This is a genomic window from Lysinibacillus sphaericus, assembly GCF_000600105.1.
In the GTDB taxonomy this organism is placed as follows: domain Bacteria; phylum Bacillota; class Bacilli; order Bacillales_A; family Planococcaceae; genus Lysinibacillus; species Lysinibacillus sphaericus.
Window position 1 is genome coordinate 225,410 of sequence record NZ_CP006837.1, and the last position, 14,013, is coordinate 239,422.

At 39.1% G+C, this 14,013-nt stretch carries 11 protein-coding genes and 3 riboswitches; of the genes, 5 read left to right on the forward strand and 6 right to left on the reverse strand.

Going from position 1 to position 14,013, the window contains the following annotated elements; genetic code table 11:
- Positions 1–37: 37 nt before the first annotated feature.
- On the reverse strand, positions 38–1,243 hold the full coding sequence (locus T479_RS01045; RefSeq protein ID WP_025218390.1) for a CynX/NimT family MFS transporter: 1,206 nt from the start codon (positions 1,241–1,243) through the stop codon (positions 38–40).
- Between the two features lie 178 nt (positions 1,244–1,421).
- Positions 1,422–1,597: riboswitch (Lysine riboswitch) on the forward strand.
- Positions 1,598–1,679: 82 nt separating this feature from the next.
- Between T479_RS01045 and T479_RS01050 the strand changes: the two genes are divergently transcribed.
- Positions 1,680–3,143, forward strand: a complete 1,464-nt coding sequence (locus T479_RS01050; protein WP_024360831.1) for an amino acid permease — start codon at positions 1,680–1,682, stop codon at positions 3,141–3,143.
- A 156-nt stretch (positions 3,144–3,299) separates the two neighbouring features.
- Here the strand turns inward: T479_RS01050 and T479_RS01055 are convergent, their stop codons facing one another.
- A complete protein-coding gene (locus T479_RS01055; protein ID WP_025218391.1) occupies positions 3,300–4,565 on the reverse strand; it encodes an Nramp family divalent metal transporter in 1,266 nt (421 codons plus the stop codon).
- Positions 4,566–4,884: 319 nt separating this feature from the next.
- Positions 4,885–5,030, forward strand: a riboswitch (cyclic di-AMP (ydaO/yuaA leader).
- 174 nt (positions 5,031–5,204) lie between these two features.
- On the opposite strand from T479_RS01055, the gene T479_RS01060 reads away from it, so the two are divergent.
- From T479_RS01060 to T479_RS01070, 3 genes are all read left to right on the forward strand, one after another.
- A complete protein-coding gene (locus T479_RS01060) occupies positions 5,205–7,028 on the forward strand; it encodes a potassium transporter KimA (protein WP_025218392.1) in 1,824 nt (607 codons plus the stop codon).
- Between the two features lie 218 nt (positions 7,029–7,246).
- Positions 7,247–7,348: riboswitch (purine riboswitch) on the forward strand.
- Between the two features lie 131 nt (positions 7,349–7,479).
- Entirely contained in the window at positions 7,480–8,064 is a 585-nt protein-coding gene (locus tag T479_RS01065; RefSeq protein WP_024360834.1) for a xanthine phosphoribosyltransferase, read from the forward strand.
- A complete protein-coding gene (locus tag T479_RS01070) occupies positions 8,064–9,362 on the forward strand; it encodes a nucleobase:cation symporter-2 family protein (RefSeq protein WP_025218393.1) in 1,299 nt (432 codons plus the stop codon). The genes T479_RS01065 and T479_RS01070 overlap by 1 nt, the downstream gene beginning before the upstream one ends.
- Positions 9,363–9,498: 136 nt before the next feature.
- Here the strand turns inward: T479_RS01070 and T479_RS01075 are convergent, their stop codons facing one another.
- The 4 genes from T479_RS01075 to T479_RS01090 are packed head-to-tail and all read right to left on the reverse strand — an operon-like array spanning position 9,499 to position 13,447.
- Entirely contained in the window at positions 9,499–10,332 is an 834-nt protein-coding gene (locus tag T479_RS01075) for an ABC transporter ATP-binding protein (RefSeq protein WP_024360836.1), read from the reverse strand.
- Between the two features lies 1 nt (position 10,333).
- A complete protein-coding gene (locus tag T479_RS01080) occupies positions 10,334–11,365 on the reverse strand; it encodes a FecCD family ABC transporter permease (RefSeq protein WP_025218394.1) in 1,032 nt (343 codons plus the stop codon).
- Entirely contained in the window at positions 11,362–12,396 is a 1,035-nt protein-coding gene (locus tag T479_RS01085) for a FecCD family ABC transporter permease (protein ID WP_025218395.1), read from the reverse strand. Before T479_RS01085 ends, T479_RS01080 begins: the two co-directional genes overlap by 4 nt.
- A gap of 1 nt (position 12,397) precedes the next feature.
- On the reverse strand, positions 12,398–13,447 hold the full coding sequence (locus T479_RS01090; protein WP_024360839.1) for an iron-siderophore ABC transporter substrate-binding protein: 1,050 nt from the start codon (positions 13,445–13,447) through the stop codon (positions 12,398–12,400).
- Positions 13,448–13,704: 257 nt separating this feature from the next.
- Between T479_RS01090 and T479_RS01095 the strand changes: the two genes are divergently transcribed.
- Positions 13,705–13,887 (forward strand): DUF6366 family protein, encoded by a 183-nt coding sequence (locus T479_RS01095; protein WP_025218396.1) that lies wholly within the window; start codon positions 13,705–13,707, stop codon positions 13,885–13,887.
- The last annotated feature ends 126 nt before the right edge of the window (positions 13,888–14,013 follow it).

Sequence of the window (14,013 nt, forward strand, 5' to 3'; positions counted from 1 at the left end):
AAGAGGCAGCTCATTGTAGAAAATGAACTGCCTCTTATTAATTGATATATTCATTTTTAGAAGCTCTAAATGAACAGAAGAAGAGTAGAGCTGTAACGGCAACAAATAGCCACCCAGCGATATCCCAGCCGCCAAATAAATCATGTAAATAGCCAAATAAAATTGGACCAACTGCGGCTAATAAATAACCTAATGATTGTGCAAAGCCAGATAAATCTGCCGCCTCAAAAGCCGTACGTGTACGTAATGTAAAGAACATCATGGCAAGTGCAAATGAAGCTCCACCTGCTAAACCAAGCAATATCATCCATAACACAGCAAGACTAGTCCATTCCATCACAACGCCTGTAAAACCGATGACATAAAATGCTGTAAACATTAAAACGAGTGGACGCTGAGATGTCATTTTGCTAGCAATGATAGGCACAACTAATGCCATAGGCACTTGTGAGATTTGCATGATGGAAAACATCCAACCCGCACGATCAGCGGCTACGCCTTGTGCAATATAAATTTCAGGAATCCAAGCTGCGGTAGTATAAAATAATAACGATTGTAGCCCCATTGCCCCAGTAACTGCCCAAGTAACTGGTGATTTCCACAATGGTATACGCGCTTTTGTAGAGATTACAGTTGGCTCAGGTTTATTAAACTTTAATTGGGGTAACCAAATCACAATTGTTAATATGACTAGCGCTAGAGCAATAGCAAGTGCACCTTGCCAGCCCAGTACTGCATTCGCTATAGGATAGCTAATACCAGCACCGATTCCCGCTGTTAAATTCATAGACATTGTAAAAAACGCCATTAGTAAGCCAACATGATATGGAAATTTTAATTTTAGTAGACCTGGAATAAGGACGTTACCAAATGAAATGGCGACACCAATAATCATTGTACCAAGTACGAGTAATCCCGTTGTCCCAAGTGAACGCAGGACAATTCCTACGGCTAATAAAATTGTTGATAAAAATAGTGTTAGTTCAAGTCCGAGTTTTCTTGCAACTACTGGTGCAAAAGGGGATACTATTGCGAATGCAAGTAATGGTATCGTTGTAAGGAAGCCTGCAAGTACATTGGATATACCAAGATCTTCACGTATAAAGGATATAATTGGACCTACAACTGTTAAGGGCATACGTAATGTAGATGCTAGAAAAATTACACCGATGACCAACAGTAGGGTTGTTCCCTTCCAGTTAATCTTTTTGCTAGGATAAGTAGATTGTTCGTTCGTTGTCAAAACTTGTACCTCCCTGATAGAACAATTATAATTCGAACCACTATAACACTTTATCACACTATTAAAAATAGTAGAAAATTCATAAAATACGGAACATTAATGGTTTTATTGAAATGTCTAAGGTCGTATGTTAAACTAAGAGACATCATAAATTTAATAATTATATGCCTCATGTTTGTATTGAGGTAGAGGTCGCGGTATTTATGAGTACGCTAATGGAAATGACAAGCATTAAAGATGTTAGCTGAAAGGAAATATCGCCGAAGTGTGAGGGGACTTGAAAACCTCATGCTGGGGCTGTCTCCGAAAGGAACAGAACTGTCACGTTGGACAACGTGTTGCGCTATCATTTTGAAGAAACAGAGGATTTACTTAGCCATCACAACGTTCATGTGATGGCATTTTTTGCCTCTTATAAAAGGAAGGAAGCTTTAACGTGAGTGAGATAAAAGTTAATCAGCTCGGCCATAAAGCACCGAAGCTGAAAAAAGAATTAAAAAGCCGTCATATTACGATGATTTCATTAGGCGGTACAATTGGGACTGGGCTATTTTTAGCAAGCGGTGGCGCTATTGCACAGGCTGGACCAGGTGGTGCACTACTTGCTTACGCATTAATCGGTATAATGGTGTACTTTTTAATGACTAGCTTGGGCGAAATGGCAGCCTATATGCCGTCATCGGGTTCATTTAGTACGTATGCAACAAAATTCGTAGATCCTGCACTTGGCTTTGCCCTTGGTTGGAACTACTGGTATAACTGGGCGATCACAATTGCAGCAGAAATTGCAGCTGTTTCGCTTATTATGAAGTATTGGTTTCCTGACAGTTCCTCTGCACTATGGACAGTAGTATTTATTGTGATTGTACTAACATTCAATTTACTATCTGTTAGAAGCTATGGTGAAAGTGAATATTGGTTTGCCATGATAAAAGTGGCGACTGTTGTTGTTTTTATTATCGTCAGCCTATTGATGATTTTTGGTATTTTAGGAGGGCAAGCACCGGTTGGTTTCACGAATTTCTTTATAAGTGATGGTCCATTCCATGGTGGCTTCCTTGCAACATTCGGTATATTTTTAGCAGCTGGTTTCTCGTTCCAAGGAACAGAATTATTAGGTATCACTGCTGGAGAAACGGATGACCCTGGAAAGAATATTCCAAAGGCTGTAAAATCTGTCTTCTGGCGTATTATTTTATTTTATATTTTAGCTATTGCGGCGATTGGGATGTTGATTCCATTTACGGATTCGCGTTTATTATCTGAAGATATTGCGGTATCTCCATTTACATTAGTATTCGATCGCTTAGGCATTGCTTTTGCTGCCTCATTAATGAATGCAATTATTTTAACTGCAATGTTGTCTGCAGGTAACTCTGGTTTATATGCATCATCCCGCATGTTATGGCAATTAGCGGTAGATGGACATGCACCTAAAATTTTCACAAAATTAAGCCGTCGCGGCATTCCAATTTATGCATTACTGCTTACATTGGCAGTAGGCTGTCTAGCATTTTTAGCATCATTTTTTGGTGATGGCGTTGTCTATATGTGGCTTCTAAACGCTTCTGGGATGTCAGGCTTCATTGCATGGCTTGGTATTGCCTTTAGCCATTATCGCTTCCGTCGAGCGTTTGAAGCACAAGGGCTGGATCCGAAATTACTACCATACAAGGCAAAGCTATATCCATTTGGTCCGCTCTTTGCTTTCACCGTATGTATGATTGTTGTCATTGGACAAAACTATACAGCATTCACGGGTGATTCAATTGACTGGTATGGCGTGCTTGTTTCATATATTGGTATCCCACTCTTTGTTATACTGTGGCTAGGCTATAAAATAAAACATAAAACAAAAATGATTCCACTACAAAAATGTGATTTAAAAGTGGAAAAATAATAATGAGAACTGTCCTAAATGTTAGGGCAGTTTTTATTTTTGTTGTACACATCTGTCAGCCAATAAACCCCGCAGTAACAGCTAATTGTCATAGCAAAAAGTGTTAAAGTGACGCAGTCGCTTTAACACTTTTTCTATTATTTCATCTTTATTTTATTAAGCAAATAGCGTTTCCCATAATAGGTAAATATTTAACGCTACGACGATGACAACGACACACCAGCCAAGAATGGTTGTGATACGGTGATTGACGAGGCTACCCATAATGTCCTTTTTACTTGTGAACATCACAAGCGGGATAAGCGCAAAGGCAATACCGAATGACAGGATGACTTGGCTTAATACAAGCGCATAGGTTGCATTGACGCCAGATGCAATAATGACCAATGGTGGAATCATTGTAATGGCTCTGCGCAAATAGAGAGGAATTCTACGCTGGATAAAGCCTTGCATGACAACATCTCCTGCTAGTGTACCGACTGAAGAACTTGCAAGTCCTGCAATAAGAAGACCAAGGCCGAAAGAAACGGCTGCCATAGGGCCAAGTGCATCTCGTAATCCATTATAGGCAATGTCTAAATCCTCAACTACTAATCCTTGCGTATGGAACACCGCTGCTGCAATAATCAGCATGCTCATATTAATCGCGCCGGCAATAATCATTGCAATTACAATATCGATAAACTCAAAACGGAAAATACGTCGTTTTTCATTATCATTACGACCAATAACGCGATTTTGTGTTAAAGAAGAATGTAAATAGATTGCATGCGGCATAACAGTAGCACCTAAAATACCTGTTGCAAGTAATAGGGAATCGACTCCATCGAAATGTGGTGTCAGCATTCCGAGTGTCACTTCACCCCAATTTGGTTGGGCTAAAAATGTCTGGAACGCAAATGCGAGCACTACAATTAGCACCATACCAGAAATACCAGCTTCGAAGGCTCTAAAACCTCTGCGTTGTAGCTCTAAAATGGCGAATGAGCCGACTGCCGTAATTAGTGCCGCTGGTAGCATTGGGATGTTAAATAATAAATATAGACCGAGGGCAGCACCGATAAACTCTGCAAGATCAGTTGCGATAATTACAAGTTCAGCCTGTATCCATAAAAATATTGAAGTTTTTTTAGAAAAGTTCTCTCTTGCTATTTCCGGCAAATTCTTTCCTGTTGCAATGCCAAGTTTTGCTGATAAAGATTGAATTAGTACAGCCATTAAGTTGGAAAAGGCAATAACCCAAAGAAGTAAATAACCGTACTGTGAGCCAGCCGTAATATTTGTGGCAAAGTTGCCGGGATCTATATAGGCAACCGCTGCAATAAATGCCGGACCTAGAAAGGGTAAAATCCGTTGCCAGCCTTTTATGTCGCCATCTAAAACAGCTTCGGCTGCCGACTTATTAATCGGTTTATAGGCCATGTTGTTCCCTCGTTTCAAAAAGTATCGTAAGTGAAATAAAGTTTCCTATAGGAAAATAATGATACTACTATTCTATAGCTAGAACTGAAAAATGTGAAGAAGTTTGCTCAAATTTTTTAGCATTGCCAAAAAACAAAGGGAAATCACTGCTGAAGTGAGTTAAATCGCGGATAAAACCATGGGAATCAGCAAAAATAATCCGAAACGTATACCAGTAATGGGCTTCTACATATAAGGAAAAAATTTACGAAAACCGTATAATCTGTTCTTTACTTTTTATTAATACAGGCGTAATATGACATCATTATAAAAGTTTCAAATTTCTAAATCGCTGAAGCAACTAAACGCGGGGGACCCAATTTTGATGGATTGTCTCTACAATTCTTGGGGTGAATCTCTTTACAAGAGTAGGGCTACTCAGGCCCGAATCCGACAGCTAACCTCGTAAGCGTTAAGAGCAGAAAAGTTGGAGCTTGTCAGACGTTACAACGTCTACAAGTCGTATTTAGTGATGACTTGTAGACGTTTTTTGTTGTCATTTGGCACCCAAAGCCCCAGTAGCTAGAAAGAGCAATTATGCAAAGGTGTAATTGATTTAGAAAGGCGAAACACACTCTAAAAATCTAGAAGGTGTTAAAAATGAAATCCTCATTCAAACGTTATGTTATCGGTAAACCATTGAGATCCGATGCATTAGGGGAACAAAAGCTTAGTAAAACAAAGGCATTGGCTATATTATCATCTGATGCATTGTCATCAGTAGCATACGGACCAGAGCAAATTTTACTTGTGCTCATGACAGTAAGTACGGTTGCCTTTTGGTATTCGTTACCGATTGCAGCAGGCGTAGTGGTGCTACTTGTGGCACTCACGTTATCCTATCGACAAGTTATTTTCGCCTATCCACATGGTGGTGGAGCATATGTTGTGTCCCGCGAAAACTTAGGCGTTAATGCAGGTCTTGTAGCGGGTGGGTCATTACTCGTTGATTATATTTTAACGGTTGCAGTAAGTGTTTCTGCGGGGACAGATGCTATTACATCAGCATTCCCAAGTTTACATGCTTATAATGTACCGATTGCAGTGTTTTTTGTTATTTGCCTAACACTATTAAATTTACGTGGTGTTACAGAATCAGCATCCGTTTTAGCGTATCCCGTATATTTGTTCGTTGTTGTGATGTTAATGCTTATTGGAATAGGTATCTATAACGTCGCAACGGGGCAAGTTCCTGCTGAGTTGCATCCAAAAATCGGGACGCCAGTTGCGGGCATTAGTTTGTTTTTATTATTAAAGGCTTTTGCTTCAGGAAGCTCGGCATTGACGGGCGTAGAAGCGATATCCAATGCTATTCCGAATTTTAAAAGCCCTGCACCAAATAATGCAGCGAAAACGCTATTAGCAATGGGGAGTATATTAGCCGTGCTGTTTATTGGTATTGTGGCCTTAGCCTATTTCTACGGAGTTGTACCAAACGCTCAGGCAACGGTTGTCTCACAAATTGCCGAAGCGAGTGTTGGACGCAATGTATTTTATTATATCGTGCAAGGTACGACAGCTATGATTTTAGTGCTTGCTGCCAATACGGGTTATTCAGCCTTCCCTTTACTCGCAGTCAATTTATCAAGAGACGGCTTTATACCAAGAATTTTTCAAATTCGTGGAGATCGCCTTGGCTATTCTAACGGGATTATGATGCTCGGATTAGCAGCGATTGTCCTTATTGTGTTGTTCGATGGTGCTACAGAGCATTTAATTCCTCTTTATGCAGTAGGTGTCTTTATACCATTTACATTAGCGCAGACTGGAATGATGCGAAAATGGTGGCGTGAAAAGCCAGATGGTTGGGTGATGAAATTCGTTATAAATACAATAGGTGCAGCCATTTCCTTTGTAGTGGCGATGATGTTCTTTGTTACAAAATTACCTCAAGTATGGCCAGTATTTATTTTTTTACCAATGATTATTTGGATGTTCCATCGCATTAAGCAACATTACAATGCAGTCGGAGAGCAACTACGACTAAATGGAGAAGCATTGCCGATAGTAGATGGAAATGTTTTTATTGTACCGGTAGCGGGGATTACGAAAGTGGTAGAAAATTCACTGCATTATGTGCAATCATTGAATGTAGAAAAAATTATAGCCTTTTATGTAGCATTTGATCAGGCTGATGCCAAAGCTTTTGAAGAGAAGTGGAAGGCATGGCAACCCGATATACGTCTCGTTACGTACTATTCGCCATATCGAAGCATTAAGCAACCTTTAAAAAAATTTATTGATAAGGTAGAACACCAATATGCGAAAACGGGCTATCAAGTAACTGTGGTCATTCCACAGTTTTTACCGAAGAAAGGTTGGCATCATATGCTACACAATCAATCGAGTCTATTAATTCGTACATCGCTGTTATTTCACAAAAATGTCGTCATTATGACAGTACCTTTCCATTTATCTAAATAATGACTAGCAAGGTCGAAAATAGTCTGATATAATCAGAGCATTGATTGCAAAACACGAACGTTTACCATGAAATAATGTGTAAATACCATTAAATTCCGAAAATTTAAACTTTTTTCAGTAGTAGATATAAGCATCTGCCGAAAGAAGATATGCATCTGCTTATTATGCATATTCATATTGAAATTATAAAAATGGATATTTATAATAAGAAAGTTCAACCAGCTTAATACTGTTTCACTCATATAATAGCGAGAATATGGCTCGTAAGTTTCTACCGATTTACCGTAAATGAATCGACTATGGGTAGCATTGCTTTAGAAAAACTCATACTAGCGATGATGTTTTCTATTAGTTTCGACGTTTTTGCGCTGAATGCCTTGCTCCACTCGTAGATGAATGGAATCAAAGTATTCAGCGTTTTTATTATTTTATGAAAGAAGGAAAAGCAGCAATGAAGTTATTACATGACAAAATTATGCAGGAAGGTAAAGTTTTATCTTCGTCTGTATTAAAAGTTGATTCTTTTTTAAATCATCAAATCGATCCACAGCTTATGAAAGAAATTGGGCACGAGTTTGCAAATCGCTTCTCTGATGAAATTATTACAAAAGTGCTAACAATTGAATCTTCAGGAATTGCACCTTCTGTAATGTTAGGTCTTGAAATCGGTGCACCGGTAGTATTTGCCCGTAAACGTAAATCTTTAACATTATCAGACAATCTCTATTCGTCAAAAGTACATTCTTTCACAAAAAACGAAACGAATGATATTTCAGTATCTTGTAATTTTTTAAGTGAAGATGACAATGTTTTAATTGTTGACGATTTCTTAGCAAATGGTGAAGCGGTAAAAGGCTTACTAGATATTGCAGCGCAAGCAGGGGCTCATGTTGTCGGTGTCGGCATCGTGATTGAAAAAGGCTTCCAAGACGGTGGTAAATTATTACGTGAGCAAGGTGTTCGCGTTGAATCATTAGCAATTGTGGATTCTTTAGAAGACGGCAAAGTAACATTTGCAACGGAGGATCGCGCGTAATGAATGCCTTTAAGTCAACGACGCTAGCTATTCAACATTTACTTGCGATGTATGCAGGTGCGATTTTAGTTCCGCTTATTATTGGTGGCGCTTTAGGTTTTGATTCAAAGCAAATGACTTATTTAGTAGCGATTGACATTATGATGTGTGGGATCGCAACATTACTTCAAGTGTATTCAGGTAAATTTATCGGTATTGGTTTACCAGTAGTTCTAGGATGTACCTTTACAGCAGTAAGTCCAATTATTGCAATTGGGACAAACCCTGAACAAGGCATTACCGATATTTATGGCTCCATTATTGCATCAGGTTTAATCGTTATGGTCATTGCAGGCTTTTTCGGTAAGCTTGTAAAATTCTTCCCGCCAGTTGTAACAGGTTCTGTTGTGTCCATTATTGGTATCTCTTTATTACCAGTTGCATTGAACAATATGGCGGGTGGACAAGGTGCAGAAGACTTTGCATCGGGTTCTAATGTTGCTTTAGCATTTATTACATTAGTAATTATTTTAGTCGTTTACCGTTTTACTACAGGCTTTGTGCGTGCGATTTCAATTTTAATTGGCTTAGTTGTTGGTACAGTGCTCGGCGCATTTATGGGCAAAGTGGATTTCAGTCCTGTGTCAGATGCAGGCGTATTCCATATGGTTCAGCCGTTCTATTTCGGAATGCCAACATTTGATGCCACAGCGATTTTAACAATGACGCTTGTAGCAATGGTTTCATTAGTAGAATCTTCCGGTGTCTATTTTGCACTGAGCGATATTTGCAATAAAAAACTAGATTCAAAAGATTTAGCACGTGGGTATCGTTCAGAAGGTCTTGCTTCTGTTATTGGTGGTATTTTCAATGCCTTCCCATATACTACATTCTCACAAAACGTAGGGCTTACGCGTATGTCTGGCGTGAAAAATCGCAAAGTCATCTACATCACAGGTGGTTTACTAGTAGCACTTGGTTTCCTACCAAAAATTGCAGCACTCACTACAATCATTCCAACACCAGTACTTGGTGCGGCAATGCTTGCGATGTTTGGTATGGTGATTACACAAGGTATGGGGATGCTTGTACCTGTTATGAACGAATCAGCGGAAAACGCGATGATTGCTGCGATTGCAGTTGGTCTAGGCGTTGGTGTATCAGTAGTTCCTGATATTTTCGCATCATTGCCATCATACGTATCAGTTCTTACGTCCAATGGTATCGTTTGTGGTTCAGTCACAGCGATTATCTTAAACATTTTATTTAACATGATTGGGCCAAAGCGTAAAAATGACCCAATGCATGGGGAAATTTAAATCAAACAATGCCACTTCCTGATAAAAGGAGGTGGCATTGTTTGATGAGAAAAGAAACAAGACAAGGGAAATGAAGCAAGCGTCAAACTTCTGTTCAATTTCCCTTGTCTTGTCAATGAAATGGCTTGCGATTTCGTTAGCATGATTTGGCTTTCAGCGCTATGCTGTCAATGTGGTTGTGGTGTCGTCCAATTGGCACGACGGATGGTGAGTTCGAAACGGGGTCTTCGATTACCATACAGTCGAGTGCGAATATATCTTTAATTAATGAATTAGTAATAATGTCAGATGGCGGTCCTTCTGCCACGAGCTTCCCTTCATGTAGGGCAAATATATAATCTGCATAACGTGCTGATAAGTTAATGTCGTGTAACACCATGACAATCGTTGTGCCATATTTACGATTTAAATCTGTCAGTAAATCTAAAATTTCTACTTGGTACGTAATATCTAAGTACGTTGTTGGCTCATCTAAAAATAAAATATCTGTTTGCTGCGCTAATGCCATGGCAATCCATACGCGCTGTCTTTGCCCACCTGATAATTCATCAATATGGCGATCAGCAAATTCTGTAATGTTCATCATTTCCATCGCTTCTGCGACAGCCTCATAATCTTTTTTAGACCAACCTTTTAAAAAGCTATGATGGGGGAAGCGCCCTCTACCAACTAAATCCGCAACTGTTATTCCTTCTGGAACGATAGGGCTTTGTGGTAACAAGCCTAGTATTTTGGCAAGTTGCTTCGGTGGCATTTTTTGAATAGCTTGCCCATCTAACGTTACTTGCCCTGAAGTCGGCGTAATGAGTCGTGCCATCGTTTTTAGTAGCGTAGATTTTCCACAACCGTTGGCTCCGATAATTATGCTTATTTTATTGCTAGGAATCGTTACACTAACGTCTTGTAAAATCGTTTTATTGTCGTAACCAGCAGTAATTTGCTCCGCTCGAAATGTATGTGTTGGCTTCATATTATAAATCTCCTTTTCGATTGATACGAATTAATAAATAAATTAAATACGGTGCACCAATAATCCCCGTAATTACGCCAACAGGATATCTGGTATCGAATGCAAACTGACCGATTAAATCTGCGGCCAATACTAAAATAACGCCAATTAAGCCTGCAGGCACGATATTTGAAAAGCCTACACCAACAATCTTTTTGGCAATAGGACCTGCTAGAAATGCAACAAAGGCAATTGGTCCCGCAGCTGCTGTAGCTAACGCAATCATTAAAACTGAGCTAAGTAATAGCACCAACCTCGTTTTGTTTGGAGCAACACCGAGTGATGTCGCTGCTAGTTCGCCAAGCTCTAATATTTCTAATCGACTAGCCAAACAAAGAACAATGGGTGTGCAAATTAAAACAGCTATGATTAATGGATAGAGGTTTTCCATTTTCGCCCCATTCAAACTGCCACTTAACCAACGCATAGCAGAAGGTAGGTCATGCGTATTACCAATAACCATTAAATAAGAAATAAACGCATTTAACATTGCTTGAATACCGATACCGATTAAAATTAATCGACCAATTGAAAAAGAGCTACCTTTAGATAAAATAAAAATAACGATAGCAGTTAAAAGACCGCCAACTACTGAGGCAATCGAGACAAGTGCATTACTCGCATGCAGGACAATAATACAAAAAACAGCAGCAGCACTTGACCCAGCAGTGATGCCAATTACATTTGGATTGGCTAATGGATTGCGCAACATTGTTTGGAAAATGTAGCCACCAGCACCAAATGCAAAGCCAGCAAATAGTCCGACGATCATTCGGGGTAATCTGATTGTGCCGATTGCAAAGGAAGCGCCTTTGACATTCTCACCTAAAAGTACACTGACAACATCTTTTACAGGATAAATGGTATTGCCTAACATGAGCATCAAACCCATAAGTACAATTGAAATAACTGCTAGCAAACATGTCATAAGTAGGAAACGACGTTTTCGTTTCATTCTTGAATTATAAATAGACATCATTGTTTCATTCATCATAATGCACGCATTTTCGCTTTCATTGTAATAAAAATTAATAGGGGAGCGCCAATGAAGGCAGTTACAATACCTACTTCAAGCTCGCTCGGACTCCCTAATAGTCTTCCACACACATCAGCAATGGTTAAAATAATTGCCCCAGCAAATGCTGAAAGTGGAATAACATAGCGCACGTCTGGGCCAATAATTAATCGAATTAAATGCGTCGCTAACAAACCGATAAACCCAATCGGTCCAGCTAATGCTGTTGCCACACCACACAATAACACACCGCCAAATGAAGCGAGCAGGCGAATTGTCCCCGTTTTAACACCTAAGCCAGTCGCTACATCATCTCCTAATGCTAGCGCATTCAATGCTGGCGCAGAAAAGATAGCAATACAAAGTCCAACTATTAAAAATGGGATAAACAGTGAGATATGATCCCAGCTACCAGAACCTACACTACCAACTTGCCAAAATCTAAATTGGTCCATTACTTTCGTACGTGGAATCATAACGGCCACAACGAGTGAAGACAGTATGGCACTTGTAGCAGCGCCGGCTAAGACGAGCTTGATTGGTGTTGCGCTGCCACTCCCGATTGAACCAACAGTAAAGACAAAAATAGCGGTAAGCATTGCCCCTGCGATGGCCAGCCAAATATATTGATTCGCGGAACTAATATTAAAAAAGGCAATCCCACAAACAACAAATAAGGATGCCCCTGTATTTACACCTAGTATACTTGGGTCCGCAATTGGATTACGCGTTACAGACTGCATTAATGCACCCGATACACCTAAAGCGGCACCACACATAAAACAAAAAATTGTTCGAACAACTCTTTGTCGAACAACACTTGCCTCATGAGAAGCGACTTCTGAATGGAATAGACCATCCAGAAGTTGCGTCCAAGTAATCATCCGAGAACCAAATATAAGCGATGCCATCACACTTAGACAAAGCAATATGGCGAGCAAAATAATCAGCTTGCCGAAGTTACGTGGCATCCATACATGCTTATTTTCTGAAACGGAAGTATTCATCATATTATTTCAGCTTTTTCGCAACATCAGAGATTAATGCTAAGTACTCGTCAATTGTATATTGAATGGATAATGGGTTTGGATTACCTGCGGCAGCTAATGGCGTATTATCAGTAATGACAATGACTGAACCATTTTGGATTGCTGGCACTTTTCCTAAAATAGGGTCAGCTTGAAGTGCAGCTAAAGTTTTATCATCCCCATATGTAATAAAAATTTCTGCATCCTTTAAAGCATCTGCATTTTCAGCACTTAACTCAATATAAAAGCTAGAGTCATCTTTTACTTGCTCTTTAATACTTGGTGGATATTCCATACCTAATTCCTCTAAAAATTCACCACGAGGATCTGCAGGCGTATAAATATAAAACTTAGATAAATCAGTTGCATTGAACGAAGCAAATACAGCTTTTTTACCTTTTAATTCTGGTAATTCATTTGCCTTATCAGCAATTAACTTCTCTGTATCAGCAATCAATTGTTTGCCTTCCTTTTCCATACCCATGCCTTTTGCATTGTATAGGATTTGGTCGCGCCATGAAATAACCCATGGAATTTCTGGGTACGCCACAACTGGTGCAATTTGACTTAATGTATCGTAGTCTTCTTGTGTAATACCTGAATAGGCAGCTAAGATTACATCTGGATTTGAATCAGCAATTGCCTCAAAATCTAAACCATCCGTATCTTGATAAATATTAGGATTTTCTTCACCTAACTCTTTTAACTTGTCAGCTGTCCATGGCAGCATACCACTATCATCCTGTACGCCGTAGTTTGCAGCAGAGAAGCCCACTGGCACAACACCAAGTGCTAATGCGACATCATGGTTTGCCCAAGCAATCGTTGCAACGCGTTCAGGTTTTTTATCGATTACAGTTTCTCCAAAAGCGTGCTTAATAACAATTGGATACTGTGTATCACTAGCATCGGATTCTGGTTTTGAATCACTAGATGCAGCACCGGACTCTTTTTCTGCACATCCAGCTAAAGCTAAAGAAAAAATAGCTATAAATAACATTGTAAATAATGAAAAGTAACGCTTTGAATTCATATTAGAATAACACTCCTATTAACAAAATAATTGATAATGATTATCACTATCGATTGTAGTATATAACCAATACATATATATTTCAATAGAATATTTTTTAAATTAAAAATTGCGAAGTCTAAACATCTTATCTTTTCTCTTCATTAATCTGCAATATAGTTAAATAATGAATATTCTGATTTTATGCAGAATTGGTTGTTGGAAATGATACTATGAAGAAGGAAGAGGAAGTTCAATTTGAAAAAAGGGGGGCTTTCATGTCAGAACAAGAACGAGAAAATTTAAAAGCGAAAGAACAGCGAAAAAACCCTGGAGGTGCTTTGAACAGTGCATCGGCACAAGCGCATACTGGTTCACCTAGCAAAGGGTGTTTAGTTAATATTGGTTCCACTATCATGATCATCGTTATTATTTTGTTGGTAAAAGCATGTGCAAATTAAAGTTTTCAACTTATAAAAAGGGACGCTATCCTTTAGTTTGGATAGTGTTTCTTTTTTCTAGGATAGCATGATTTAGTTGTTGCATAATCTCTTCTGCATCTATATTTTTTAGCTCCTTGGCAAGTA

Excerpts from the sequence above, each read along its gene's own strand:
- T479_RS01055 (WP_025218391.1), bottom strand. The coding sequence starts at position 4,565 with ATGGCCTATAAACCGATTAATAAGTCGGCAGCCGAAGCTGTTTTAGAT.
- T479_RS01060 (WP_025218392.1), top strand. The coding sequence starts at position 5,205 with ATGAAATCCTCATTCAAACGTTATGTTATCGGTAAACCATTGAGATCC.
- T479_RS01065 (WP_024360834.1), top strand. The coding sequence starts at position 7,480 with ATGAAGTTATTACATGACAAAATTATGCAGGAAGGTAAAGTTTTATCT.
- T479_RS01070 (WP_025218393.1), top strand. The coding sequence starts at position 8,064 with ATGAATGCCTTTAAGTCAACGACGCTAGCTATTCAACATTTACTTGCG.
- T479_RS01075 (WP_024360836.1), bottom strand. The coding sequence starts at position 10,332 with ATGAAGCCAACACATACATTTCGAGCGGAGCAAATTACTGCTGGTTAC.
- T479_RS01080 (WP_025218394.1), bottom strand. The coding sequence starts at position 11,365 with ATGATGAATGAAACAATGATGTCTATTTATAATTCAAGAATGAAACGA.
- T479_RS01085 (WP_025218395.1), bottom strand. The coding sequence starts at position 12,396 with ATGATGAATACTTCCGTTTCAGAAAATAAGCATGTATGGATGCCACGT.
- T479_RS01090 (WP_024360839.1), bottom strand. The coding sequence starts at position 13,447 with ATGAATTCAAAGCGTTACTTTTCATTATTTACAATGTTATTTATAGCT.
- T479_RS01095 (WP_025218396.1), top strand. The coding sequence starts at position 13,705 with ATGTCAGAACAAGAACGAGAAAATTTAAAAGCGAAAGAACAGCGAAAA.